This is a genomic window from Exiguobacterium acetylicum (genome assembly GCF_019890935.1).
In the GTDB taxonomy this organism is placed as follows: domain Bacteria; phylum Bacillota; class Bacilli; order Exiguobacteriales; family Exiguobacteriaceae; genus Exiguobacterium_A; species Exiguobacterium_A abrahamii.
This window is the reverse complement of sequence record NZ_CP082333.1, coordinates 2,288,421-2,315,411: the sequence shown is the minus strand read 5'-3', so window position 1 is coordinate 2,315,411 and position 26,991 is coordinate 2,288,421. Positions and strand designations below refer to the sequence as shown.

The following is a 26,991-nucleotide window of genomic DNA, read 5'->3' as shown; positions in this document are numbered from 1 at the left end:
GTTAAATGGGAGCTTTTTTTGAGGGGAGAATTGCACATGCGTACGATTCAAGATGCAATGCGTCACTTGGAACGAATCTCAGTCTATCTAGAGGTTAAAGGGGAAAATCCGTTTAAGATCAATGCTTTCCGAAAAGCAGCAAGTATCCTCGAGGCATCGGATGCTGACTTCATGGCAATCGACGATTTCACGGCGATGAAGGGGATTGGTAAAGGAACGGCCGCTGTTCTTGAGGAGTACCGGGAAACGGGAACGAGTACGGCACTGACGGAACTCGAACAAGAAGTACCGGAAGGACTGATTGCTTTACTGAAGATCCCAGGTCTTGGTGGGAAGAAACTTGCTAAATTGCATGAAGTCGGCGTCATTGATGCAGATTCCTTTGCAGAGAAATTAGCGGATGGTACAGTCGAAGCGATGCCTGGATTCGGTAAGAAGACGGTCGAAAAGTACGTCAAAGCGCTCGAAACGTTTGAAACACGACCAGAACGATTACCGTATGGTGTCATGCGGAAGGTCGTTGCGGAATTAAATCAGACCCTTGCGTCGTTCGATGAAATCATTCGCTTCGAAGTTGGTGGAAGTTTCCGCCGAGCAGAAGAGACGTGCAAGGATCTTGATTTCATCCTCTCGACGAACGAACCGGAACGGATCAAGGAGCAACTATTGGAGCTGTCGCTCATCGATGAAGTCATCGCTGCCGGCAGCACGAAAGTATCACTCGTCTTAAAACGAGACGTCCATTATATCGCGGTTGATTTCCGAATCGTCGATGACGCGGCGTACGCATCCACATTACATCACTTCACGGGTTCGAAGGATCACAATGTCCGGATGCGTCAACTCGCCAAAGAACGGGGAGAGAGCATTTCTGAATATGGCGTTGAGACCGAGCAAGGATTAGTGCAGCCGAAGACGGAAGAAGAATTGTTTGCGCGGTACGACTTACCGTTCATCGCACCTGAATTACGAGCAGGGCGTCAAGAGTTCGAACAGGATTTGTCACGCCTTTTGACGGAACAGGATATTCAAGCAGATGTGCACATGCATACGACATGGTCAGATGGCACATTATCTGTTGAAGAACTGGTCGATGCGTGTGCTGCACGAGGGTATACATGGATGGCGATCACCGACCATAGTAAATATATGAAGTTCGTCAATGGATTGACGGAAGAACGTCTACGTGCGCAACGTGTCGAAATCGAAGCAGCACGCAAGAAACATCCCGAGATGACGATTTTATGTGGCGTCGAGATGGATATCTTGCCTGATGGGTCGCTCGATTATGAAGATGATTTCTTAAAAGAGATGGATTACGTCATTGCCTCGATTCACTCGAAATTCGATCAGACGGAAGAAGAGATCATGCAACGGCTAGAGAATGCGTGTCGTAATCCTTACGTTTCTCTGATTGCCCATCCGACAGGACGAATCATCGGTAGACGTGAAGGGTATGCCGTTAACGTCGATCGCTTGATCGAACTAGCAGCCGAGACAGGAACAGCGCTTGAGATGAATGCCAACCCGGCACGATTCGATTTGACGGCAAGTTCCCTAGCAAAAGCGAAGGCTGCTGGTGTGAAAATTTTGATCAATACGGATACACACCGACCAGAAATGTTAGAAGATATGAAACTTGGAGTCCTCCATGCACGTAAAGCCTATTTGGAGGCGTCTGATGTCATCAATACGTGGAGCGCTGAAGCAGCACTTGCCTTCTTCGGTCGAAAACGTTTAGGAGTGGATTAAATGAATGCCAACGCATTACGCGTCTTAGAATATGAGAAGTTAAAAGAAAACATGTTATCGTTCACGGCAAGCTCACTTGGAGCACAGTTCGTTCGAGCAATGCGCCCGGCGGAAGAGTTCGAGCAGGTCAAGGAATTGCTAGCCGTCACGACGGAAGCAACGACGGTCTATCGGTTACGTGACCGTTATCCGTTCGGTGGATTGACAGATGTCCGTAGTGAAGTGAAACGGGCAGAGATTGGTTCGGTCCTCTCGACGAGTGAACTTTTATCCGTCGCAGACGTCGTCTATTCAGGACGTCAAGTGAAGGCGTTCCAAGAACGATTGCATGAGGATCACCCAGATCTACGATTACCACGACTCGATAGTCGAATCGAACAGATCACGAAGCTCGTTGAGATCGAACAGGGGATTCGTCATGCCATTGACGACCAAGGAACTGTTCAAGATTCGGCAAGTGATAAATTACGAGCGTTACGTAGTCAGTTGCGTTCGCTCGAAGGACAAGTTCGTTCAAAAATCGATAGTGTCTTACGTAGTAAAGCGAAGATGCTGTCTGACGCCATCGTGACGATGCGAAATGATCGCTACTGTGTCCCGGTCAAACAAGAATATCGTCAAGCGTTTGGTGGGATCGTCCACGATCAGTCGGCATCCGGCGCGACATTATTCATCGAACCACAAGCCGTCGTTTCTGCGAACAACGAGATTCAAGAAGCGCGTTTGAAAGAACGGGCGGAAATCGAACGAATCCTCGCACAATTATCAGCACTTGTCGGGAGTGTCGGCGACTCGCTGCGCATCAACCTCGATGTACTAGCAGAACTTGATTTCATCATGGCGAAAGCGTTGTATGGTCATCAGATCGGAGCGGTCGAACCACGCTTGAATGAAAATCGCCATATCATTCTGAAGGAAGCACGACATCCCTTCATTCCAAAAGAAGAGGTCGTACCGATCACTGTCTCGCTGGGTGGCGATTTTACATCACTTGTCATCACCGGTCCGAACACCGGGGGTAAGACAGTTACTTTAAAGACGATTGGTCTTTTGCAATTGATGGTGCAATCAGGACTATACGTGCCGGCAGCAGATGAGACGGAGCTCAGTGTCTTCGATGCGATTTATGCCGATATCGGAGATGAACAGTCGATTGAACAAAACTTGTCGACGTTCAGTTCGCATATGACGAACATCGTCTCGATGATGGAGAAAATCGATTTCATGAGTTTGGTGCTGTTTGATGAATTAGGGGCGGGAACGGATCCGACAGAAGGGGCTGCCCTGGCGATCGCGATTCTTGATGAAGTGAAACGGCGCGGAGCACGTGTTGCAGCGACGACGCACTATTCGGAATTAAAAGCGTACGGCTATAACCGAGAAGGAGTCGTCAACGCGTCGATGGAATTCGATGTCGAATCCCTCAGTCCGACGTATCGCCTACTCATCGGTGTACCGGGACGCTCGAACGCGTTCGAGATTTCAAAACGTCTCGGACTCGAAGACCGGATCATCGATGCGGCACGTGGTCAAATCGGTAGCGACGCACAGTCCGTCGAGACGATGATCGAACGACTGGAAGAGGCGAAACAGCGTGCTGAAACGTTAGAGGCTCAGTTGCTAGAAGAGAAGAAACGACTCGTTGCAGAGCGTGAGCAATTCGAGCAAGAACAAGCCGAGATCCAGGAAGAGAAAAATGAGATTCTGGCAAAAGCGGAAGAAAAAGCAGCACGTGCAGTCGAACGTGCCCAAAAAGAAGCGGAAGGCGTCATTAAACGTTTGAAGGAATTACGCGACGCTGGTGCCGTCAAAGAGCATGAATTGATCGAGGCACGTAAAAAACTTGAAGATGCGAAGCCGAGTCTGCAAGAGAAACGGATCGCTAAAGTAAAAGCGAAATACGATCAAGCGCCACGATTTGATAAAGGCGAAGAAGTTAAAGTTACGACCTTTAATCAAAAAGGCTATATCATCAACCAACAGGCGAACGGCGAGTATACCGTTCAAGTCGGCATCATGAAGGTGAACGTCAAACCGGAAGATCTCGCGAAGATCGGCAGTACTCCAAAACGTCCCCAAACAAAAGGGCGTTCTGGTGGTACGAGTGTGACGAAACAATCGGCGCCTTCAGCTGAACTGGATTTACGTGGTGTCCGTGTTGAAGAAGGATTATCGAAGCTCGAACGCTTCATGGACCAAGCTTTGTTATCGAACTACGACCATATTCGTGTCATTCATGGTTTGGGTACGGGAGCGATGCGTCAAGGTGTCCAAGAATTCTTGAAAGGTCATCGTCACGTCAAAGGTCACCGTTTAGGTGGTCAAGGTGAAGGCGGACACGGTGTGACGATCATCGAACTGAAATGAGGAAAGTAGGATGAACATTTTTGAGAACGTCTATGTCTATACGACAGCGCTCTATTCGGTCGCGGGATTACTGATCATTTTAGGACTTGCACTTTTTGAGTTGACAACCCGGTATAAAAACTGGGAACATATCAAGAGTGGCAACATCGCCGTTGCGTTAGCAACAGGTGGAAAAATCATCGGACTCGCCAATATCGTTCATTTCGCTGTTCAAGGGGAAGAACGGGTCGGGTCGATATTTCTTGAAAGTGCTTTTGGCTTCTTACTGTTGATATCGACATACTGGATCTTTGAATTCCTGACACCGAATTTGCCGGTAGACCGTGAAATCGAGAACGGCAACATTGCTGTCGGCATTATTTCATGTGCCTTATCGATCGGCATGTCCTACGTCATCGGATCAGCGTTAGTGGGGTGAATCCGTGTTAGAACGTTTAGCGAAAATCATGTTCGGGGTTTCGATCGCCTTTTTGGTCGTCGGTATCCTTTGGATTGTATTTAATTAAAAGAACCGGTCTTACCGTGTGATCATTCCGTACTGACATCGTTTCAGTACGGAATTTTTATTGGAAGCCACGCCTAATCAAAAAAGGAGGAACGCATATGAACGTACGAAAAACATCAACAACGACAGAAACGAGACGCCGTGCTTTTGAGGCGATGCAATTGATTTCTTGGAAGGACATCTTCTGGGTCATCATCGGGTCGGCGATTCTCGCCTTTGGAATCAACTACTTTACGATTCCGAACGATTTATCCGAAGGTGGATTGATCGGGATCACGGTCATCTTCTACTATCTTTATGGCTGGGATACGGGACTTGTTTCCTTGATTGCGAACGCTTTGCTGTTCGTCGTCGGTTATCGATTCCTCAGCCGGAAGACGATGCTTTACTCCGTCATCTCGGTCGCCGTCACATCATTTGTCCTCTCTTCGACAGCAAATCTAGCGACATCATCGGATAGCCGTTTAATCGGTACGGTCTATGCGGGAATTCTGATTGGCGTCGGAATCGGACTTGTCATTCGTGCTGGAGGAACGACGGGCGGCGGAGTCATCATCGCTCGACTGATGAATAAGTACTTGAATCTCAGTATCGCGGTCTCGATGTTCATTATCGATGTCGCGGTCGTCGGTGCATCAGGATTTCTGTTCGGAGAAGAGACGATGCTATACACGTTGATTGCGATCATCATCGGCTCGTATTTGATTGATCTCGTCAGCGAAGGATTGAATGTCCGCGAAGCGGTCACGATCATCAGTCATCGCCAAGAGGAAATCGCGACGATCTTGACAGAGACGCTCGGTCGTAGTGCAACGGTCATTCACAGTCACGGTCATTTCACGAAACAAAAGAATGATATGTTATATATGATCGTCGATAAACGACAACTGGCACCGTTGAAACAGATCGTCGAAGCAGCGGATCCCCGCGCCTTCGTCGTCATTCATAAAGTGCGCGAAGTCATTGGAGAAGGATTCACGTATCCATCCCGGTGATGTCTATTAAAAAGCAGTGCTGCTTCTTTTTCGGAAACGAGAAAGGGAGGTGCTGCTTTTTTGTATGATGATCTCGGATGAAGGAATCGAGAAAAAACAAGCAGATTCGATTTCTTTTTTTGGATTTTACTGGCATGTCGAATTCAATTCAACGTATAATAAAAATGAATAGTAATTCATTATCAGGGAGGGAAACGTATGGAATCCGTTTGGTTATCTGATTATCCCGAGCAAGTACCCGCATCGATTGATTATCGAGAATTACCTCTTTATCAGGCACTCGATGAGGCAGCGACTGATTTTCCAGAACAACGTGCCTTGAGTTTCTTAGGAAAACGTATGACGTTTCGTGAAGTACGTGACGAGGCCCGCGCACTTGGGAGCCTATTGCAAGAGCACGGACTAAAAAAAGGGGATCGCGTCGGACTGATGTTACCAAACTGTCCCCAGTATATGATCAGTTATTATGCGGTTCTCTATGCAGGTGGCATCGTCGTCCAAGTGAACCCACTCTATACAGACCGTGAACTGGAACAGATTCTCGTTGATTCAGGTGCGCATATGCTTGTAACGCTCGATCTACTCTATCCGAAAGCATCTCGTGTCAAAGCGTCGACGACACTTAAGACGGTCGTGACGACAAGTATCGCGGATTACCTTCCCTTCCCTAAAAATAAACTCTATCCGATTAAAGCACGGAAAGATAACAACATCATCATTGATACGACAGGTTCGATTCCGTTTTTATCTTTGCGGGGGTATGAGCCGATTACACCAGTCGCGATTCAACCGAAGGAGGACGTCGCGGTTCTTCAATATACGGGTGGAACGACAGGCGCACCCAAAGGTGTCATGTTGACACACTTCAATTTGAGTGCAAACGTCGAACAGATCGACAACTGGTTCTATAAATATAGTCGAGGAGATGGACGGAAGCTGTTAGCAGTCGTTCCTTATTTCCATGTCTATGGCATGACGTGTAACCTCAATTTCGGCATATTTAATGCCTATGAACAAATCATCGTTCCAAAATTCGATATCGAACAGGTACTCAAGACGATTCATAAGGAAAAACCGAATCTGTTCCCAGGTGCTCCGACGATGTATGTCGGTCTATTGAATCATCCGAAGCTGAAGAAGTATGATCTCTCTTCGATTGAAGCCTGTATTTCTGGTTCAGCTCCACTACCAGTCGAAGTGCAGGAAAAATTCGAAGCACTGACAGGCGGACGGATCGTTGAAGGATACGGTCTATCTGAAACGAGTCCGGTGACACATACGAACTGTATCTGGGATCGTCGGATTCCTGGAACGGTCGGTATTCCGGTACCCGATACGCAAGCAAAAATCGTCCAAGCAGACGGAGAGACACCAGCTGCTCCAGGTGAGATTGGTGAGATCATCGTCACAGGTCCGCAAGTCATGAAAGGATACTGGAAACGACCAGAAGATACGCAAGCTGTTCTGAGAAACGGTTGGTTGCATACGGGAGACCTTGGATATATCGGTGAGGATCATTATTTCCGAATCGTCGATCGGAAAAAAGATTTAATCATTGCTTCTGGATTCAACATTTATCCACGTGAAGTCGAAGAAATCCTATATGAACACCCTGCCGTCAAAGAAGCGGTCGTCATCGGTGTTCCAGATGTCTACCGCGGAGAGACCGTCAAAGCGTTCATCGTCGTCAAGGATGAGATGACGGTCACGGAAGAAGAGCTCGATCAATTCTGTCGTAAACAATTAGCATCGTTTAAAGTGCCGAAGCAGTATGAATTCCGGCAAGAGCTACCGAAGACGTTCGTGGGTAAGATTCTCCGCCGTGTTCTCGTTGAAGAAGAACGTGCCAAACAACTCGAAGAAAGCAGTTGACAGGATAAAATGGCATGATAGAATAAATATGAATGAACCATCATTCATTTTATGCGTTAGGAGATAGTGGAATGAAACGAACAATGTCAAAGAGTGACCGCATCATTGATGCCGCCGTAAAAGTCATCGCTAAGAACGGCTACCATGGAGCGAAAGTGACTGCCATTGCAAAGGAAGCCGGGGTTGCGGATGGAACGATTTATCTGTACTTCAAGAATAAAGAACATCTCTTGATTTCGCTCTTCCAAGCGAAAATGGGAAGCTTTATCGAATATTCCGAAGGACAAATCGCGAGCCATACGTCAGCAACGGAACAATTGGCAGCATTGATCGAGGCGCACCTCGAGCAATTATCCGTCGACTATGATTTAGCGGTCGTCACGCAGATCGAATTGCGTCAATCGAACCAAGACATGCGTCAAAACATCGCTGCCGTCTTGAAACCGTACTTGCATCTGATTGACCGAGTCGTCAAGCACGGGATGACGACAGGTGAGTTTTCAAACGAACTCGATTATCGATTAGCACGTCAGATGATTTTCGGAACGATCGATGAGGTCGTGACGAGCTGGATGGCAAGTGGGTTCAAATATGAGTTGCTTGAGACACGTGACGGGATTCATCGGATGTTGATCAAAGGGCTGAGTTAAGCCCTTTTCATGACAACAATCATGTAAGCGGATACAAAGAATGATGGTGAATAGACGACAAGGGGGAGCATGAGATGGAAATCTATGTACTGTTGAAACGCACGTTTGATACGGAAGAAGCAATCCAACTCGAGAATGGCCAAATCGATGAGGATGGCGCTGAGTTCATCATTAACCCGTACGATGAGTATGCGGTGGAAGAAGCGATTCGTGTCCGTGATGCACAAGGGGGAACGGTGACGGTCGTGACGGTCGGACCGGAAGATGCGGACAAGGAATTACGAACAGCACTCGCAATGGGAGCGGATCAAGCAGTTCGCATCTCGATTGAAGATGATATCGAAGAGGCAGACCATTTCACGATTTCTGAAGTGCTCGCTGGTTATTTGAAGGAACAGACGGTTGATCTCGTCATCGCCGGAAACGTCGCAGTCGATGGCGGAAGTGGTCAAGTGGCACCGCGCGTCGCAGAATTACTCGATATCCCTTACGTGACGACGATCACGAAACTAGAGCTCGACGGTACGAAAGCTGTCGTGACACGCGACGCTGAAGGGGATACGGAGACGATCGAAACAACACTTCCGTTACTCGTCACTGCGCAACAAGGGTTGAACGAACCACGTTACCCAAGTCTTCCGGGGATCATGAAAGCGAAGAAAAAGCCGCTAGAAGAACTCGAACTCGATGATCTCGAACTGGATGAAGACGAACTCGCACCACGTCTAGAGACGATCGAGCGTTTCTTACCACCGAACAAAGCAGCCGGTAAGATCCTTGAAGGTGAACTGAACGAGCAAGTCGCACAGCTCGCATCATTATTACGCAACGAAGCAAAAGTGGTCTAAGGGGGAGAAACGAATGACAAAAGCATTAGTACTCGCAGAATCACGGGATGGCAGTTTACGGAATGTGTCGTTTGAGGCAATCGCAGCAGCGCGACGTGTCGCTGACGAAGTCATCGCAGTCCTGATTGGACACGATGTCGCAAAGGATGCGGATGCACTAGCATCACGCGGAGCGGACCAGGTGCTCGTCGTCGAGGATGAGCGTCTTCTACACTACACGCCAGACGGTTACGGACAAGTCTTCCTCGAGTTGATGAACCGGACGTCACCCGACGTGCTCGTCTTCGGACATACGTCGCTCGGCAAGGATCTATCACCGAAAATCGCGGCGAAATTGCAAGCCGGTTTGATCAGTGACGTGACGGCGATTGAAGGGGAAGGCGCGGATGCGTCATTCATCCGCCCGATCTACTCGGGGAAAGCGTTTGAAAAAGTCAAAGTCGCAGAAGGCAAGACACTCTTTACGGTCCGTCCGAACAACATCGATCCACTCGAAGCAGGTAGTTCACAAGGAACGGTCGAGTCGGTCACAGTCGATCTGAAGGATTTACGGACGATCGTCGCAGACATCGTACGCAAAGCAACAGGCGGCGTTGATTTATCAGAGGCAAAAGTCATTGTCGCAGGTGGACGAGGCGTCAAAAGCTCGGATGGCTTCGCACCGTTACAAGAACTAGCAGATGTCCTCGGAGGAGCAGTCGGTGCTTCGCGTGGCGCTTGTGATGCAGACTACTGCGATTATGCACTTCAAATCGGTCAGACAGGTAAAGTCGTTACACCGGATCTTTATATTGCATGCGGGATCTCAGGAGCGATTCAACACTTAGCAGGGATGTCAAATGCGAAAGTCATCGTTGCGATCAATAAAGACCCGGAAGCGAATATCTTCTCGGTCGCGGACTACGGGATTGTCGGAGATTTGTTCGACGTCGTGCCATTATTGACAGCTGAATTCAAAAAAATGCTCGTTCACGGATGAGTGGATACACCGGTGCCATGCTGATGGTACCGGTTATTTTTTACGAATTCTTCACGTGAGCAGTTTCGTTTGTTGGAAGAGACTGCTATGATATACTCGAATCAATAAAGAGATCACCCATTTTTTTACCGGGTCGATCTACTCATTAGGAGGTTATGATCAATGGCAATCGTACACGCAACTAGCCAATCATTTAAAGAAGAAACACAAGAAGGACTCGTCCTTGTTGATTTTTGGGCAACATGGTGTGGACCATGTCGTATGCTCGCACCTGTTCTTGAAGAACTCGATGCTGACATGCAAGATGTAAAAATCGTCAAAGTCGACGTAGATGCAAACCCAGAAGTAGCTGGAGCATTCCAAGTTCAAAGTATCCCGACACTCGTTCTCTTCAAAGATGGACAACCTGTCAACAAAACAATGGGCTTCATGCCGAAAGACGCACTTAAAGAATTCGTTGAAACATCTAACTAATTCTTTCCTGCATATCAAAACAGACCGTTCTGCACAGGCAGAACGGTCTGTTTTTTTAGATTACATTGGCGTACAAAGTTCAATCAGGTGACCATCGGGGTCGAGGACATAGGCGACGACTTGCCCCCATGGTTTTTGGGTAGGAGCAAGGACGGTCTCATATCCTGCCTCCACCACCTTCTGAAAAAGAGTCGGGACGTCATCCGTGATGAAACCAATCTCTAACGTCTGTTGTGTTTTTCCGCTCGGTATCGGGTAATCCGGAATCAACTGTTGCACGTCTTCACGCGTATTGAAGGCGAGTGTCGTCTGACCGGTCTCGAACTCGATGTAGCTCCCGTGCTCCGCCTTGACGGGTAGTCCAAGAACGTCTCGATAGAATGCCAGCGTCCGTGTAGTGTCTTCAACGTATAAAATCGTATAGCCGTATTGAATCATCCAAAAGCCTCCTGTCAATCCTCGAATAACGAAGCGATGTCTGAAGCAGGTGTCGGGTAAGCGAATCCAGTCTGTTGCATCGAAGTACTTGGAATCCGGTGTTGCATCGCAAACGAGAAATAGTTTGCTAGTTCCGCTGCATTGACACCGATGAAGTGTGCGCCGAGGACTTGATCATCTTCCCCGACGAGCACTTTCGCCCGAGCAAAACTGTCCTTGATCCGTGCGTTCGTTTGCCAAGCGGACGTATCAATCAAGCGACCACGATAAGGAATACCTGCTTTTTTCAAAGCAGCTTCCGTCTCACCGACGAGGGCGAGGTTCGGCGCGGTGAATACGACGCTAGGTACAGGGAGCAGCTCTAGTTTCCGATTGTTCCCTTCGAGCATGTTATCAGCAGCGAGTCGTCCTTCGGTTCCAGCGAACGGCGTCAAGGCGGGATTCCCGCTGACAGCAACATCTCCTGCGGCATAGATATGTTCGACGGAAGACTGAAGGTACGCATTGACATGGATTCCTTTTTCATTATGCGCAACGCCAATGGCTTCGAGACCAAGCTGATCGATACTTGCGACACGTCCAGTCGCATTCAAAACGACATCCGTCTTCAATACGTCACCGTTCGATAAACGAAGGGATTCCTCTTCGTAAGCGACGACCTCTGCTTCTTTGATGATCGAGATACCAAGTGCCCGTGTGGCTTCTAACAGCACATCGACCAATTCGCTCTCGAATTGTTTTAAGGCGTTAGAACGTAAGACGATCGTGACGTCTGCGCCAGCAATACGAGCGAGATGGGCGAATTCGAACGAGATATAACCGCCACCGATGCAGACGAGTCGGCGTGGAAGTTCTTTCAGTTCAAGAAACTCATTACTTGTTATGAAACGCTCACTACCGGGTACAGATAATTCGCGAGGTCTTAGACCGGTTGCAATTAAAAACTGTTTCCCTTCGATTTCTTCTTCACCAATTCGAAGGCGATGTGAAGACACGAAATGCGGTTCTCCATGGAAATAGTCGATGTCCGTTTCCGCGTACCGCTTTCGAGTTTGCTCCGGGATGGCGCGTGTGTATTCATTCTTTCGCTCCATCAATTGGCGCCAATCAATCGAAACCAGACCCTTTACACCGTATCCGAGCAATCGCTCGACAGCGTCTTTCGTCTCACTACCTGTCAGTAAGATTTTTTTTGCGTCACATCCACGTTGTGCGCATGTGCCACCTGGAGTGAAGTTCTCCACGATGGCAACACGAAGCCCTTTTTCAGTGAATTTATAAGCCGCTTGATTTCCAGCGGAACCTGTTCCGATCACAATGCAATCATATGTACGCATTTTTCATCCTCCGTATGTCATAATCAATGTATGGTATTTACCCGAACGAATAAAACTAAAAACGGTGAAAGGAGACATTTATTTGGGACATCAAGAACATATCAAAGCAAAACTATCCCTTTTGCCTGATGAGCCAGGATGTTATCTGCACAAAAATGAATTCGGCGAAATCATCTATGTCGGAAAAGCAAAAAATCTCAAGAACCGAGTCCGCTCCTATTTCACGGGAGCACATGATATTAAAACGGAACGTCTCGTCGCGGAAGTCCGAGACTTCGAATACATCATCACAGCCAGTGAACTAGAAGCGTTGTTGCTTGAGATGACACTAATTAAGAAACATGATCCGAAGTACAATATCATGTTGAAGGATGATAAGTCGTATCCGTACTTGAAAATTACGAATGAGACCTATCCTCGCTTGATCACGACGCGTAAGTTAAAAAAGGATGGTGGTCATTATTTTGGTCCTTATCCGAATGCGTATGCGGCGAACGAGACGAAACGTCTGTTAGATCGTTTATATCCGCTGCGTAAATGCCAACCGATGCCGAAAAAACTTTGTCTGTACTACCATATCGGTCAGTGTCTCGGTCCATGCGAAATCCCGAATCTCGAGTCGGAACAAAAAGCGCTCGTTTCAGAAATCCGACGTTTCTTGTCGGGCGACACGAAAGAGCTTGTCGAAGACTTGAAACAGAAGATGGTGGACGCTGCCGAAACGATGGAATTTGAACGTGCCGGAGAATTGCGCGATCAAGTACGGGCGATTGAGTCGATCATGAACAAACAAAACATGATCACAGCGGATTTGACGTCACGCGACGTATTCGGAATCCATGTCGATAAAGGTTGGATGTGTGTCCAAGTCTTCTTCCTTCGCGGTGGAAAGATGATCGAACGTGATGTCTCGCTTTTCCCGATTTACGGTACACCAGCAGAAGAGCTCGAGAGTTTCATCGTCCAGTTCTACGAAAAGAACATCAAACCAAGTGAAGTCTATGTACCGCCACTCGTCAATCAGCTGTTGCTCAAAGAGGCGCTCTCGATTAAAATTCACGTTCCGGTCCGAGGATCAAAACGGAAATTACTTGATTTAGCGACGAAGAATGCTGAAAATGCGATCTCGGAACGTTTCGAGTTGTTAGCGAAAGATGAGAAACGGACCGTTCAAGCAGTCGAAGAACTCGCTGATGCGATCGACGTTCATCCATTGTCCCGAATCGAGATCATCGATAACGCGAACATTCAAGGGGCGGACGCCGTTTCGGCGCTCGTCGTCTTTGAAGACGGTAAACCACTGAAAAAAGAATACCGAAAGTTCAAGATCCGGACCGTTCAAGGACCGGACGACTATGAATCGATGCGGGAAATCGTGCGTCGGCGTTATCGACGGTTGTTACTCGAAGGAGCGCGCCTTCCGGACCTCGTCCTGATTGACGGAGGAGTCGGACAGTTGAATGCTGCTTTAGAAGTCATTCAAGATGAACTCGGCTTATCCCTGCCGGTCGGCTCATTAAAAAAAGATGACAAACACCGGACGAGTCAATTGTTGTTTGGAGAAGATGCCCGTCTCGTCGAACTAAGTCCGCGTTCGAGTGCGTTTTATCTACTTCAACGAATGCAAGATGAGGTTCACCGGTTCGCGATCACGTTCCACCGCTCGCTCCGTTCAAAAGGAATGACCCGTTCTTTGCTCGACGAGATTCCAGGAGTCGGACCGAAACGACGCCAGCAGTTGATTCGTCATTTCGGATCGATGCGCAGCCTGCGACGCGCAACGATCGAACAGTTGGCGGAAGCAGGATTACCTGTTAAGTTAGCGGAAACCGTCGCTGAATATTTAAGCCAAGCGAATGAAGAATGAAAAAATGCCGTCCTCTTGAAGAGGGCGGCATTTTAAAATAATTAGTTGTTGATGTACTTCTCGTAGTATGAACCGAAGTCACGCTGGTTCCACTGATGGTAGTGACCTTGTAGCCACTCGAAGGATTGTTCAGACAACTCTTTGAATGTTTGCGGCACGTTCATATCACCTTGACGAAGTCCGCCGAGAATCGTGACCGAATGATTCAATGAGCTGTTTGCGAACTCGAGCATCTTTTGTCCTTCATACTGTTTTTCAGCAATAGCAAGAAGTGTTTTGTAAAGATCCTTCACATGTTCGAGTTGTTTCTTATCGACGTCGATCGAATAATGTTTGCCACCGATCTCGAATTTAATTTCGACATCAAGATCGACCGTTCCCGCCGTTTCGAACATGACGTGGCGAATCGGATAGTGCGCGTAAGGATAGCGATACAAGACGCGTTTTGAACTGACGGCACTTTCACCATCGAGGTGAATCAAAGCCAGATTCGTAAAGCAATACTCGTCAGATTTAGATTTGATCAAGAAATAGATTTTCTCGCCGTCTTCATGCAAGACATAATCGTCAGCGGCTGCTTTGTCGAAATCATCAGGATGAATGACTTGTCCGATATCACTGAATCCCGTTAAATCTGCTGCTAGTTTTTTGAACATGTGAAGTTCCTCCTCGCGATTTGTGTACGAATGATTTTACGAGCACTTACTGCAAAAGGTTTCATGAATCTATTTCGATGTTGAAAATTAAGATTCCTGTCACGTTCTATGTAAATTTCACTTGAGTGGTTCAAGTGGATCTTTAGGGTCGATTTGGACCGTAATTTGAACGAGCTCTTTAGTTAACTCGGCATATCCTTCCGCGACACATCCGTTAAAACGGGAGAACTGTTCAGCGAGGAACCCCGCTTCGAGTTGGAAGTACCCTTGTGGTCGTTCATCTCTCGTCGTATCAGGAGGAGACAGCACGAATGAGATGACCGTTCCTTTACGTTTCCTGATTTCGAGCGTTCCCCAACCTGCTTGTTCAAAAAATGAGGCTAATTCAGATTCATCTACGACAGGGAATTGACGCGCTAGACGTTTACCTGCCCAGTAGATGACTTGCCGATAATCCGATCCGAGAAGATCGGTCAGCACATAATCTCGGATCAATTCGATACCGAAAAGTGGTGTTTGATTTGGTGTAGCATCCATCATGATTCACTCCTATCTGTGAACCATTATACCGAGATGATTCTTGCCGGTCATTGTTTTCCTAAAAAAATTTGCAGTTAAATGCAACGGCTCGGGTTGTCTTCTAAAAAGGACAGGAGTAGAATAAGTGATGAAAAGACGAATTTCCTTATGAAAGCGCTTTTCTACCAAAATGCGCCAACGGTTGATTGGCAAACAAAAGGGGGGATTTGGATGGCGAATCATCGTGATTTCGTGAGTCGTAAGATACACTCACTGCTCGGCGTCATTCCAATCGGGTTATTTTTACTTTCGCACTTAACGACGAACTACTTCATCGTACGTGGTGAGGAAGACTTCAATAAGGCCGCGGAATTCGTGGGGAACGTTCCGTATCGATTGTTCTTAGAGATCTTTGTCATCTTCATTCCGATCATCTTGCATGGCGTCTACGGCGTGTACATCGCATTCACCGGTTCTGCGAACACAGGGCGTTATACATACTTCCGGAACTGGATGTATGTACTGCAACGGTTCAGCGGTGTATTCCTTGTCGTGTTCATCACGTGGCACGTTTGGGAAACACGGATTGCCGCTGCGATGGGAACTCCAGTCGATGCAAGCATGATGCAGAACATCGTCGATAATGGATTCATGCTCGCGTTTTATATCGTCGGGATCTTGGCGACGACATTCCACCTTGCGAACGGACTTTGGACGTTCTGCATCACATGGGGAATCACGCAGTCACCAGCATCTCAACGGGCGATGTCTTACGTGGCAGCACTCGTATTCATCGGTTTATCGTTTGTAGGCGTACGCTCGATCTTAACGTTTGCAGGCGTGTTGTAAGGAAAGGGGAACTGACAACATGGCGAACAAGAATCTTGTCATCATCGGCGGAGGGCTTGCCGGTCTGATGGCTACGATAAAAGCAGCGGAGCAAGGCGTACCAGTTAAGTTATTCTCACTCGTACCCGTCAAACGCTCACACTCTGTTTGTGCACAAGGTGGCATCAACGGAGCGGTCAATACAAAAGGGGAAGGTGATTCACCGTACCAGCATTTCGATGACACGGTATACGGTGGGGACTTCCTCGCAAATCAACCACCTGTTCAAAAAATGGCGGAAGCAGCACCAAAGATCATTCATATGTTCGACCGGATGGGTGTCATGTTCAACCGGACACCGGAAGGCTTACTCGACTTCCGACGTTTCGGAGGAACGTTGCATCACCGGACGGCATACGCTGGGGCGACGACAGGACAACAACTGTTGTACGCATTGGATGAACAGGTTCGTAAGTTCGAAGCGCAAGGTTTGGTAGAAAAATATGAAGGATGGGAATTCCTTCGCGCCATCATCGATGACAATGGCATCTGTCGTGGAGCAGTTTGTCAAAACCTCCGGACGATGGAAATCGAGGCATTTGCTGCGGATTCTGTCATCCTCGCGACAGGTGGTCCTGGGGTCATCTTCGGAAAATCGACGAACTCGGTCATCAATACAGGACAAGCAGCAGCAGCTGTCTATCGTCAAGGTGCGATCTATGCGAACGGTGAATTCATCCAGATTCACCCGACAGCGATTCCTGGAGACGATAAGTTACGTCTCATGAGTGAATCAGCACGAGGTGAGGGCGGTCGCGTCTGGACGTATAAAGACGGTAAGCCTTGGTATTTCCTCGAAGAGAAATATCCAGCGTACGGAAACCTTGTTCCACGAGATATCGCGACACGTGAGATTTTCGACGTCTGTGTCAATCAAAAACTCGGCGTCAACGGGGAAAACATGGTCTATCTGGATCTATCACATAAAGACGCAAAAGAACTCGACGTCAAACTCGGTGGGATCCTTGAAATCTACGAGAAATTCGTCGGTGATGATCCACGAAAAGTACCAATGAAGATCTTCCCAGCTGTTCACTACTCAATGGGTGGACTATGGGTCGACTACGATCAGATGACGAACATCCCTGGATTGTTCGCAGCTGGTGAATGTGATTATTCGATGCATGGTGGTAACCGTCTCGGAGCGAATTCACTTCTCTCAGCGGTATACGGCGGAATGGTCGCCGGACCATCAGCCATCGCTTATATGAATGAACTCGAGACATCGGTTCATGAGATGAGCGAGGACGTCGTCGAAGCGCATAAGATCGAAGAGATCAACCGCTTCAACGATATCTTATCCATGGAAGGTACGGAAAACGCGTATCAAATCCACCGTGAGCTTGGAGAAATCATGACGGACAACGTCACGGTCGTCCGGTACAACGATAAGCTCGAAGAGACACTGACGAAAATCAAGGAACTCCGCGATCGCTTCACGCGCATCTCGGCAACGGATACAGCACGTTGGAGTAACCAAGGGGCATCGTTTATCCGTCAGCTCGATCACATGCTCGACCTAGCTGAAGCGATTACGCTTGGTGCCTTGAAACGCGATGAGAGTCGCGGAGCGCACTATAAACCGGACTTCCCGGAACGTAATGATGAACAGTTCTTGAAGACGACGATGGCGCGTTATACGAACGGTCATCCAGAAATCTTCTATGAAGACGTCGACACGTCGTTGATTCCACCACGGAAACGCGACTACAGCAAGAAGTCGAAGAAAGAGGTGAAAGCATAATGGCGACACCACTCGAATCATCTACTACGCAAAAATCGGTTCAATTCATCGTTCAACGTCAAGATGGACCTGATGGTAAACCGTATGATGAAGCGTTTGAAATTCCGTACCGTCCGAACATGAACGTCATCTCTGCTTTAATGGAGATTCGCCGGAATCCTGTCAATGCAGCTGGTGAAAAAACGACGCCGATCAACTGGGACATGGGTTGTCTAGAAGAAGTATGTGGCGCTTGTTCGATGGTCATCAACGGCACACCACGTCAGTCGTGTACGGCACTCGTTGATAAACTCGAACAACCGATCCGTCTGCAACCAATGCAGACGTTTCCGATCGTTCGTGACCTTCAAGTCGACCGTCAGCGCATGTTCGATGCGTTGAAAAAGGTCAAAGCATGGGTTCCAATCGATGGAACGTACGATTTAGGACCAGGACCACGGATGCCAGAAAACAAACGCCAATGGGCATATGAGTTATCGAAATGTATGACGTGTGGCGTGTGTCTCGAGGCATGTCCGAACGTCAACGATCGTTCGACGTTCATCGGGCCGGCACCGATCTCACAAGTTCGTCTATTCAACTCGCATCCGACAGGTGCCTTCCACAAGGAAGAACGCCTTGAAGCGTTGATGGAAGATGGCGGGATCATGCAGTGCGGTAACGCTCAAAACTGTGTCGAGGTTTGTCCGAAAGGGATTCCGTTGACGACTTCGATCGCAGCGATGAACCGTCAGACGACACTTCATTCATTCAAGAAGTTCTTCGGTAGTGACGAAGGACGGACAGGTGAAGCCGTTAGTTCATGATTTATCAAAGAAGGAGCTTGCTCCTTCTTTTTTCATTCAGACAGGAGGAACTCATTGTGCGCGTACCAGCTTATATTCCAGAACTTGAATCATGGCTTGAACAGATGAAACATGGCACACGACTCGACGTCGCTGTTCGTTTCGCGGAGACGGATGCCTATGGTCATATGAATAACCGGGTACCGTTCGTCTATTTTGAGGACGTTCGGACATTGATGTTAGAGGAAACAGGATATTCGCTTGCAGAAGACGGGATCATCGTCGTTGCGGATGCCCAGTGTAATTACATTCGTCAAGTCTATCCGCGGACACGTCTTGCCGTTTATGCGTATCCAGTACATGTCGGAAGTGCGTCATGTGACGTCCACTATGCGGCATTTGATGAGCAAGGTGAACTGATGTTCACAGGACGGACATCGATGGTACAAATCGACCGTGCCGGGAAAGCTTTCCCGTGGAGTGAAGCGTATAAAAATTCCTTGCAGAATCGCTTCGAATCCGTTATCATTTGATAATGAGTTCACATATTCGAAAACGACTCACTAGTACGTTATTAGTGAAGGGAGATTTCTTAATCATGGAAAAAACATTCAAAGTCATCGCGGATTCAGGCATTCACGCTCGTCCGGCTACTCAGCTCGTCAACACAGCTTCTAAATTCCAATCAGACATCAACTTGGAATACAACGGGAAGACTGTCAACTTGAAGTCAATCATGGGTGTTCTTTCACTCGGAATCGCGAAAGATTCAGATATCAAAATCGTTGCAAACGGTGACGATGCTTCTGAAGCAATCACGACTCTTTCAGATATGCTGACTAGCGAAGGTCTTGCTCAGTAATCCTGTAATCGTACATTCTCGGACGCCGGTCTTGCACCGTCGTCCTTTTTTGTTACCATAGGAATGAGAGAAAGAGGTGGAGAAGAGTGAATCGAGCGATTGGAGTACTGGATTCCGGAGTCGGTGGGTTGACGGTCGCACGTGAATTGATGCGACAGTTGCCCCATGAGCGAATCATCTATGTCGGGGATACATTGCGGTGTCCGTATGGTCCTCGCCCAGAAGAGGAGATTCGTGAGTTTACGTGGGAGATGATTGATTATCTCGTGCAACAAGATGTGAAGTTGATCGTGATCGCCTGTAACACAGCCACGGCTGTCGTCCTAAAAGAAGCGCGAGAACGTTTAAATATACCTGTCATCGGTGTCATTGATCCTGGGGCCCGTGCGGCAGTCAAGGTAACACGTACGAAACGAATCGGTGTCATTGGAACGAAGATGACGATTACAAGTAATTCTTACGAGAAGGCGTTACGCCACGTCGAAGGACAAGTCGTCGTCGAATCGTTAGCGTGCCCGCCATTCGTTCCGCTCGTCGAGTCGATGCAGACAGACGGTGCGTACGTCGAACGTGTCGTTGCCAATACATTACGACCATTGATGAATTACGATATGGATACATTGATCCTCGGGTGCACCCATTATCCGCTCCTAGCAGATGTAATTGGACGGGTCATCGGACCAGGCGTCCAGCTAATCTCTTCAGGAGATGAGACAGCGCTCGAGGTAGCAGCACTACTTGATTACAATACGATTTCAGCAGATGTGACACAAATTCCGGAACATCGTTATTACGCGACAGGCGATATCCGCTCATTTGATCAGATTGCGACGGACTGGCTCGATCAGACCATCCATGCGGAGCGCATCGTGCTTGGAACGGAGGAAGATTAAATGCGGATAGACCAACGAACGGCGGATCATCTCCGTCCTATTCAATTATCGATTGATGTCAATAAACACGCAGAAGGTTCTGTCTTGATTGAACTGGGCGATACGAAAGTCCTCTGTACGGCGACCGTCGAGGAGAAGGTGCCACCGTTCCTTCGCGGTAAACGCCAGGGCTGGATCAATGCGGAATATTCGATGTTGCCACGTGCGACGGCTCAGCGGACCGCACGAGAAGCCGTCCGCGGCAAACAGACGGGACGGACGATGGAAATCCAACGTCTGATCAGCCGCTCGCTTCGGGCCGTCGTTGATTTAGAGAAGCTCGGGGAACGAACGATCTGGATCGATTGTGACGTTATTCAGGCAGATGGCGGTACACGAACGGCATCGATCACTGGTGGTTTTTTGGCACTCGTCCGAGCAGTCGATCAATTGATTCAAGCGGGAAAACTGACAGATACACCGATCAAAGAGGGCATCGCAGCCATCTCGGTTGGAATCGTCGAGTCGAATGTCTTGCTCGATCTATGCTATGAAGAGGACGCTGCGGCGGAAGTCGACTTCAATCTCGTCATGACCTCATCGGGGAAAATCGTCGAAATGCAGGCGACAGGGGAAGAGTCGACATTTTCCCGTCAAGAGATGCTCGAAATGCTCGAACTTGGGGAAAAAGGAATTAAGGAACTGATTGATGCTGGCCGTGAGGCACTCGGTGTCTCTTGGTGGTATGTAGGAGAAGAAGTGGGGGAACATAGATGAAGGTCATCGTCGCAACACACAATGCAGGTAAAGTGAAGGAACTTGAAAGCATGCTGGGTCGTCTCGGTTATTCGGTCGAGTCGTTACTCGATCACGCTGATGCTCCGGAAACGAATGAAACGGGTGAGACATTCGAGGAGAATGCACTTTTAAAAGCAACAGAGGCAGCAGCCTACTTTGGTCACGCGGTACTTGCTGATGATTCAGGTCTTGAAGTCGATGCTTTAGATGGCGCTCCCGGCGTCTACTCGGCACGCTTCGCGGGTCTTGAAAAGTCGGATGCGGCGAACAATGCTCTACTACTTGAAAAGTTAAAAGGTGTTCCAGAGGAAGAGCGGACGGCACGCTTCGTTTGTGTACTCGCGCTAGCGAAACCAACTGGTGAGACATTGACGGTTCGTGGGACGATGGAAGGGCGAATCGGTTTTGAAGCGTCGGGTTCGAACGGTTTCGGTTATGATCCATTGTTCGTCACAGAAAGCGGACAGACGGCTGCTGAATTGACGAAAGAAGAAAAAGCGATGATTAGTCATCGTGGCAATGCATTGCGCAAGCTCGAACAGGACTTAACTACTTTCTTAGGAGTGTGATGAAGATGAGAGCGTTGATCGTTAGTGATAGCCATGGACTAGAACAAGAACTGCTTACGATATTCGAACGTCACCAAGACGTGGATGCGGCATTTCATTGTGGGGACTCCCAATTGACGCGCGACATCGAATCATTATATCCATATCGTGTTGTGCGAGGGAATTGTGATTACGGACACGATTTTCCAGAAGAAGTCGTATCGGAAATGGACGGTCATACCATCCTTTGTGTCCACGGACATCGTCAGGACGTCAAATACAGTCTAGATGTCTTACAGCATCATGCGAAGGAAAAGCAGGCGGACATCGTCTTATATGGTCATTCCCATGTGGCGAAGGCTGAATATCGGGACGGCGTGTTATTCATCAATCCAGGTTCAATCCGGATGCCACGTCACCGACCAGACAAGACGTATGCGATTCTTGAAGTGGATCAAAACCGTTATTCTGTCGATTTTCTTGATGTGAACGGTGACCCGGTAAATGCCCTGCATCTGGACGGAACATTTTTGTAATAAAATAAATGCAATGTTTGTAATGTGATTGACACGAAAGAATTGTTCTAGTATAGTTTATTCGTGTTGACACGTCCCAATAGCTCAGCAGGATAGAGCAACGGCCTTCTAAGCCGTCGGTCGGGGGTTCGAATCCCTCTTGGGACGCTATAATTAAAATAGAGACTGCCCTTACGAGGGTGGTCTCTTTTTTTTATTCCGATTTTCGATTATAATTAAGGTATCATGAACTCGAAAGGGATGAATGCAATGTGGAAGAAAGTTGGAGCAGTCCTCGTGCTAAGTACATTTCTTGCTGGATGTAGTGAGATTTCAAATACAGTCGACGATGCAAAACAACAGGTCAACGATGTAAAAAATAGTGTCGATTACGCTGGAGAACTTCAAGGCATTGCAAAAGATACGGCCCAAGTCACGTCAGATTTGTCGGCTTCCTTGAATGAGGCAGCTACGACAGCGCGTGAATCTGCAAACCCTGAACAGGCACTCGATCAACAAATCGAAAAGTTGAAGGAAAACGGAACGATTGATCAGTTCAACAAAGAACTGGATCAAATCGATCAACGATTAGCGGGACTTGAAAATCCGCCGCAAGAATTGCAAAATTTAAGTGCAAAACTCGAGCAGTACGTGAATCAATCGGAAGACATCGCTCGATTACTTGAAGCAGACGTCTCGTTAGATACGTTGAATCGATTAGGAATCGAGCAGGCAGGACAACTTCAAGAAGCAATCACGAACTGGACGTCTTTACTCGACCCATTTACGAAATAAGAAGTTGAACATGAAGGAGTGCCGGAATATGGGGACATCGCGCTGGATGGAACATGAACTAGAAGTAGAGCGAGCGCGCATTCTTCGTTTGCCCGCTTCTAAACAAGAACAATTGATTATGGAATTAGAGACTGACCAATTGACAGGAGAAGATGTCTTACACCAGCTCTATGTCATTCAACCACTCTTAATGCATGACCGGGAACGATTTGAAACAGTGGCAGAACGATTTCTTGAAGTCGAGGGTGTCGAGCAAGTGCTCGCACTCTTTCTTTATGAACTCGGAGAACGTTATCCGATGAAACTCGCTTTACGCTCGGCGTCACCGTATCTGCCGTATGGACTCGCGCTTCGATTAGATGAAATCAAACAACAGATGCGTGTTCGCGAACAAAAGCCGGCAGTTCAAAACAATCCTGTTGCGCAGCGTGAGGTAACATCAGCAACGGAATTGATGCATGTGTTGCGACATGGCAGTTGGGTCGAACAAATGCGCCAATTGACCGGTAGGGAATTCGAACGGACATCTGAGCTCATTGCATACATCACACAAAAATACCTTCAGGCGCAAGAGACAGAACATCAAAGTTTACTCGTCATTGATCAGTTATTAGGAAGCGTGCTTGATCAAGCGTCATATCCGGTAAGCATTCATGTGCCACACGTAGATGTAGACTGGACGATCTCGTCACGTGAAGAGTTAGAAGAAATCCTGCTGGTACATCAACAGGAGCAACAAGCGTTACTGGCATCGATGCATACGTTAGAGCAAATGGATCCGTTCCGAGCGTTACTCGTCTTGCGATCGGATCAATTGATCCATCTTGAAGAGCGAGAACGAATCGGATCAGACATGGAGAAGTGGCTCTCAGCATGCGAAGAACTCGCAGGTCTGACATTTGAACGTGAAGAACCGGAACGTATCCTCAGTCCGCTGGCGAAGCGGTTATATCGAGCGGCACATATCCTTTATCCAGAAGTCATCGCATTCGAGCAGATTTACTTCGATTGAGACATCTGGAAACGATTCGTTCAACAGTGGTAATCGTCAGAACGATTGTGCTATAATGTGACTTGTTGTACACACATGTACGCTAATTGACAATTTTGGAGGGACTCAGCATGACTGCAAAATGGGAAAAACAATCAGGTAGCCTCGGCGTCCTCACGTATGAAGCGCCTGCTGAAGCATTTGATAAAGCGGTAGACCAAGCGTTCAAGAAAGTCGTTAAGACTTTGAACACACCTGGTTTCCGTAAAGGAAAAATGCCACGCGCAATGTTCAACAAAATGTACGGTGAAGAAGCACTGTACCAAGATGCACTCGATATCCTTTACAAGGACACAATCGAAGGTGCAGTCGTCGAATCAGGAATCGAGCCAATCGCGCTTGAGAACATCGACGTTGAAACACTCGAAAAAGGCAAGCCAGTCGAATTCAAAATCACGTTCGTCATCGAGCCAGAAGCTACACTCGGTGAGTACAAAGGTCTTGAGTACACAGCAGTTGAAACGAACGTTACTGACGAAGACGTCGACGCTGAACTCAAAACATTACAAGAACGCGGTGCAGAACTCGTCGTTAAAGAAGATGGCGTCATCGAGAATGGCGATACAGTCGTATTCGACTTCGCAGGTTTCGATGGGGAAAACCAATTCGACGGCGGAACTGCTGAGAACTACTCACTCGTCATCGGTTCTGGAAACTTCATTCCTGGATTCGAAGAGCAAATGGTCGGTTTAAAAACTGGCGAGCAAAAAGATCTTGAAGTGACATTCCCAGAGGAATACCACGAAGCATCACTCGCTGGAAAACCAGTTACATTCAAAGTAACAATCCATGAAGTTAAAGCACAAGAGCTCCCTGAATTGACAGATGAGTTCGCAAAAGAAATGGATGAAGAAGTTTCTTCACTCGACGAGTTGAAAACAAAAATCCGTACGCGTCTCGAAAACACACGCAAACAAGAAGCTGATGCTTCAATGCGCGATGAGTTAGTCGAAGCGGCTACGAAAAACGCGACAGTTGATCTTCCAGAAGTCATGGTCGAAAACGAAGTCGAGCGTATGGTTCAAGAGTTCACACAACGTATTCAATCACAAGGCATCGACCTCAACATGTACTTCCAGTTGACTGGAACGACAGAAGAGGCAATGCGTTCTGAAATGAAAGAGCAAGCGGAAGAGCGCGTTAAAGCACGTCTCGTCCTCAAGCAAATCGTTGCTGACGAAAAAATCGAAGTAACAGATGAGGAAACTCAAGCTGAACTTCAATCAATGTCAGAACTCTACAACATCCCTGCAGATCAACTTGAAACGATGCTTGCACCACAAGGTGGTCTTGAAACGCTTAAAGGCGATCTTCAATTCCGTAAAGCTATCGATGTTCTCGTCGACAACGCAAAAGCAAAATAAGCCATTTCATGGTTTTCGATCGACTTCAAGCCCAATTTCTGGTCTTGGAGTCGATTTTTTTGTACGATAGGTCAAACAAGGACAAACGATCCTTGGTTCAGAACATCAAACTGTAAATCGTTCGTCCAGGATTTGAAAGACTTTCCTTGTTCATGCTACAATCATAAATAGTAAAACGTGAGACGGGATGCTACAGGCGTCCATACAATTTCCACGTTAAAGGGGTGGACCTTTATGTTTAAATTTAACGAAGAAAAAGGTCAGCTAAAATGTTCTTTCTGTGGAAAGACACAAGAACAAGTACGCAAACTTGTTGCTGGACCTGGCGTTTACATTTGCGACGAGTGTATCGAACTCTGCAATGAAATCGTAGAGGAAGAACTCGGTACTGAAGAAGAAGTCGAGCTGAAAAATGTTCCAAAACCGCATGAAATTCGTACGACACTTGACGATTATGTCATCGGTCAGGAGAAAGCGAAGAAATCGTTATCTGTAGCGATGTACAATCACTACAAACGAATCAATGCTGGTGGTCGCGCAGATGATGTCGAGCTTTCGAAATCGAACATCGTCATGATTGGACCAACAGGTAGCGGTAAAACACTTCTTGCCCAAACGATGGCACGTATCTTGAACGTACCGTTTGCGATTGCAGATGCAACAAGTTTGACGGAAGCCGGTTATGTTGGTGAAGACGTCGAGAACATTCTATTGAAACTCATCCAAGCAGCGGACTATGATGTTGAGAAGGCTGAAAAAGGCATCATCTACATTGATGAGATCGATAAGATTGCTCGTAAATCAGAAAACCCGTCGATTACACGTGACGTATCTGGTGAGGGTGTCCAACAAGCCTTGCTGAAGATTTTGGAAGGAACGGTTGCGAGTGTACCGCCACAAGGTGGACGGAAACACCCACACCAAGAATTCATCCAAATCGATACGACGAACATCTTGTTCATCGTCGGTGGCGCATTCGATGGTATCGATCAGTCGATTAAACGTCGTCTTGGTAAAAAAGTCATCGGATTCGGAAACGATTCAGAGAACCGTAACCTTACACAAAAAGAAATTCTGGCAGCTGCATTACCAGAAGATCTTCAAAAGTTCGGTTTGATTCCGGAGTTCATCGGTCGTTTGCCGGTCATGGCGACGCTCGAGCCACTTGATGAAGAGGCACTCGTTCAAATCTTGACGAAACCGAAAAACGCCCTCGTGAAACAATATAAGAAAATGCTTCAACTCGATGATGTCGAACTCGACTTCACGGAAGATGCACTTCTTGAGATTGCAAAACTTGCAATCGAACGTAAAACAGGTGCGCGTGGTCTTCGTTCGATCATCGAAGAAACTATGCTTGATATCATGTTCGAAATCCCATCGCGTGAAGACATCGCGAAAGTCATCATTACAGCAGAAACGTTGACTGGTAAACGCGGTCCAACGCTTGAGTTGAAAGATGGTACAATTGAACATGGGAAAGAAAAAGAAACGGCGTAACACCGTGACA

The 26,991-nt window shown here is 47.6% G+C and carries 27 protein-coding genes and 1 tRNA gene; 24 read left to right on the top strand and 4 right to left on the bottom strand.

Annotated elements, in window-relative coordinates; all coding sequences use genetic code 11:
* Nucleotides 1-36 precede the first annotated feature (36 nt).
* The 9 genes from polX (at nucleotide 37) to trxA (ending at nucleotide 10,442) form a co-directional block, all read left to right on the top strand.
* Nucleotides 37-1,752: a DNA polymerase/3'-5' exonuclease PolX gene (gene polX / locus K7G97_RS12085; protein ID WP_223040671.1), complete on the top strand. Its 1,716-nt coding sequence runs from the start codon at nucleotides 37-39 to the stop codon at nucleotides 1,750-1,752.
* Complete coding sequence (locus K7G97_RS12080; RefSeq protein WP_223040670.1) at nucleotides 1,753-4,119, top strand: endonuclease MutS2; 2,367 nt, start codon at nucleotides 1,753-1,755, stop codon at nucleotides 4,117-4,119. It abuts the gene before it with no gap.
* A 10-nt stretch (nucleotides 4,120-4,129) separates the two neighbouring features.
* Entirely contained in the window at nucleotides 4,130-4,537 is a 408-nt protein-coding gene (locus tag K7G97_RS12075) for a DUF350 domain-containing protein (RefSeq protein WP_023469001.1), read from the top strand.
* A 185-nt stretch (nucleotides 4,538-4,722) separates the two neighbouring features.
* The gene (locus K7G97_RS12070) at nucleotides 4,723-5,619 is read left to right on the top strand and encodes a YitT family protein (RefSeq protein WP_223040669.1); all 897 of its coding nucleotides are present in this window, start codon (nucleotides 4,723-4,725) and stop codon (nucleotides 5,617-5,619) included.
* 198 nt (nucleotides 5,620-5,817) lie between these two features.
* Nucleotides 5,818-7,491: an AMP-binding protein gene (locus K7G97_RS12065; RefSeq protein WP_223040668.1), complete on the top strand. Its 1,674-nt coding sequence runs from the start codon at nucleotides 5,818-5,820 to the stop codon at nucleotides 7,489-7,491.
* Nucleotides 7,492-7,562: 71 nt separating this feature from the next.
* Complete coding sequence (locus K7G97_RS12060) at nucleotides 7,563-8,141, top strand: fatty acid metabolism transcriptional regulator FadR (RefSeq protein WP_023468997.1); 579 nt, start codon at nucleotides 7,563-7,565, stop codon at nucleotides 8,139-8,141.
* A 74-nt stretch (nucleotides 8,142-8,215) separates the two neighbouring features.
* A complete protein-coding gene (locus K7G97_RS12055; RefSeq protein WP_050677631.1) occupies nucleotides 8,216-8,989 on the top strand; it encodes an electron transfer flavoprotein subunit beta/FixA family protein in 774 nt (257 codons plus the stop codon).
* Nucleotides 8,990-9,002: 13 nt separating this feature from the next.
* Nucleotides 9,003-9,968 (top strand): electron transfer flavoprotein subunit alpha/FixB family protein, encoded by a 966-nt coding sequence (locus tag K7G97_RS12050; RefSeq protein ID WP_223040667.1) that lies wholly within the window; start codon nucleotides 9,003-9,005, stop codon nucleotides 9,966-9,968.
* Nucleotides 9,969-10,130: 162 nt separating this feature from the next.
* The gene (gene trxA / locus K7G97_RS12045; protein WP_023468994.1) at nucleotides 10,131-10,442 is read left to right on the top strand and encodes a thioredoxin; all 312 of its coding nucleotides are present in this window, start codon (nucleotides 10,131-10,133) and stop codon (nucleotides 10,440-10,442) included.
* A gap of 60 nt (nucleotides 10,443-10,502) precedes the next feature.
* On the opposite strand, the gene K7G97_RS12040 is transcribed toward trxA, so the two are convergent.
* Both K7G97_RS12040 and K7G97_RS12035 read right to left on the bottom strand, forming a co-directional pair.
* Entirely contained in the window at nucleotides 10,503-10,880 is a 378-nt protein-coding gene (locus K7G97_RS12040) for a VOC family protein (protein ID WP_223040666.1), read from the bottom strand.
* Nucleotides 10,881-10,894: 14 nt separating this feature from the next.
* A complete protein-coding gene (locus K7G97_RS12035; protein ID WP_223040665.1) occupies nucleotides 10,895-12,217 on the bottom strand; it encodes a dihydrolipoyl dehydrogenase family protein in 1,323 nt (440 codons plus the stop codon).
* Between the two features lie 82 nt (nucleotides 12,218-12,299).
* On the opposite strand from K7G97_RS12035, the gene uvrC reads away from it, so the two are divergent.
* On the top strand, nucleotides 12,300-14,084 hold the full coding sequence (uvrC, locus tag K7G97_RS12030) for an excinuclease ABC subunit UvrC (RefSeq protein ID WP_223040664.1): 1,785 nt from the start codon (nucleotides 12,300-12,302) through the stop codon (nucleotides 14,082-14,084).
* Nucleotides 14,085-14,125: 41 nt separating this feature from the next.
* On the opposite strand, the gene K7G97_RS12025 is transcribed toward uvrC, so the two are convergent.
* On the bottom strand, nucleotides 14,126-14,740 hold the full coding sequence (locus tag K7G97_RS12025; RefSeq protein ID WP_023468990.1) for a PH domain-containing protein: 615 nt from the start codon (nucleotides 14,738-14,740) through the stop codon (nucleotides 14,126-14,128).
* 117 nt (nucleotides 14,741-14,857) lie between these two features.
* Entirely contained in the window at nucleotides 14,858-15,280 is a 423-nt protein-coding gene (locus tag K7G97_RS12020) for a YslB family protein (RefSeq protein ID WP_262415750.1), read from the bottom strand.
* 210 nt (nucleotides 15,281-15,490) lie between these two features.
* Here K7G97_RS12020 and K7G97_RS12015 point away from each other — a divergent pair, with 210 nt between their 5' ends.
* The 14 genes from K7G97_RS12015 to clpX all read left to right on the top strand — a co-directional run bounded on the left by K7G97_RS12015 (nucleotide 15,491) and on the right by clpX (nucleotide 26,981).
* Nucleotides 15,491-16,108: a succinate dehydrogenase cytochrome b558 subunit gene (locus K7G97_RS12015; RefSeq protein ID WP_029342294.1), complete on the top strand. Its 618-nt coding sequence runs from the start codon at nucleotides 15,491-15,493 to the stop codon at nucleotides 16,106-16,108.
* A gap of 19 nt (nucleotides 16,109-16,127) precedes the next feature.
* Nucleotides 16,128-17,891, top strand: a complete 1,764-nt coding sequence (sdhA, locus tag K7G97_RS12010) for a succinate dehydrogenase flavoprotein subunit (protein ID WP_023468987.1) — start codon at nucleotides 16,128-16,130, stop codon at nucleotides 17,889-17,891.
* Complete coding sequence (gene sdhB, locus K7G97_RS12005) at nucleotides 17,891-18,697, top strand: succinate dehydrogenase iron-sulfur subunit (RefSeq protein WP_087681205.1); 807 nt, start codon at nucleotides 17,891-17,893, stop codon at nucleotides 18,695-18,697. The genes sdhA and sdhB overlap by 1 nt, the downstream gene beginning before the upstream one ends.
* A gap of 56 nt (nucleotides 18,698-18,753) precedes the next feature.
* Entirely contained in the window at nucleotides 18,754-19,209 is a 456-nt protein-coding gene (locus K7G97_RS12000; RefSeq protein WP_223040663.1) for an acyl-CoA thioesterase, read from the top strand.
* Between the two features lie 65 nt (nucleotides 19,210-19,274).
* Nucleotides 19,275-19,538, top strand: coding sequence for a phosphocarrier protein HPr (locus K7G97_RS11995; RefSeq protein WP_012371023.1), 264 nt, complete (start codon nucleotides 19,275-19,277; stop codon nucleotides 19,536-19,538).
* Nucleotides 19,539-19,624: 86 nt separating this feature from the next.
* Nucleotides 19,625-20,431, top strand: coding sequence for a glutamate racemase (gene racE, locus K7G97_RS11990; protein ID WP_023468984.1), 807 nt, complete (start codon nucleotides 19,625-19,627; stop codon nucleotides 20,429-20,431).
* Nucleotides 20,432-21,187, top strand: coding sequence for a ribonuclease PH (rph, locus tag K7G97_RS11985; RefSeq protein WP_064299531.1), 756 nt, complete (start codon nucleotides 20,432-20,434; stop codon nucleotides 21,185-21,187).
* Nucleotides 21,184-21,777: an XTP/dITP diphosphatase gene (locus K7G97_RS11980; protein ID WP_223040662.1), complete on the top strand. Its 594-nt coding sequence runs from the start codon at nucleotides 21,184-21,186 to the stop codon at nucleotides 21,775-21,777. Before rph ends, K7G97_RS11980 begins: the two co-directional genes overlap by 4 nt.
* A 5-nt stretch (nucleotides 21,778-21,782) precedes the next feature.
* Nucleotides 21,783-22,292 (top strand): metallophosphoesterase family protein, encoded by a 510-nt coding sequence (locus tag K7G97_RS11975; protein WP_035396591.1) that lies wholly within the window; start codon nucleotides 21,783-21,785, stop codon nucleotides 22,290-22,292.
* Nucleotides 22,293-22,365: 73 nt separating this feature from the next.
* Nucleotides 22,366-22,439 (top strand) — tRNA-Arg (locus K7G97_RS11970).
* A gap of 102 nt (nucleotides 22,440-22,541) precedes the next feature.
* On the top strand, nucleotides 22,542-23,066 hold the full coding sequence (locus K7G97_RS11965) for a hypothetical protein (protein WP_262415749.1): 525 nt from the start codon (nucleotides 22,542-22,544) through the stop codon (nucleotides 23,064-23,066).
* A 28-nt stretch (nucleotides 23,067-23,094) separates the two neighbouring features.
* Entirely contained in the window at nucleotides 23,095-24,078 is a 984-nt protein-coding gene (locus K7G97_RS11960; RefSeq protein WP_223040660.1) for a hypothetical protein, read from the top strand.
* A 110-nt stretch (nucleotides 24,079-24,188) separates the two neighbouring features.
* Entirely contained in the window at nucleotides 24,189-25,481 is a 1,293-nt protein-coding gene (gene tig, locus K7G97_RS11955; RefSeq protein WP_029342286.1) for a trigger factor, read from the top strand.
* A 234-nt stretch (nucleotides 25,482-25,715) separates the two neighbouring features.
* Complete coding sequence (clpX, locus tag K7G97_RS11950; protein WP_023468977.1) at nucleotides 25,716-26,981, top strand: ATP-dependent protease ATP-binding subunit ClpX; 1,266 nt, start codon at nucleotides 25,716-25,718, stop codon at nucleotides 26,979-26,981.
* Nucleotides 26,982-26,991: the final 10 nt, after the last annotated feature.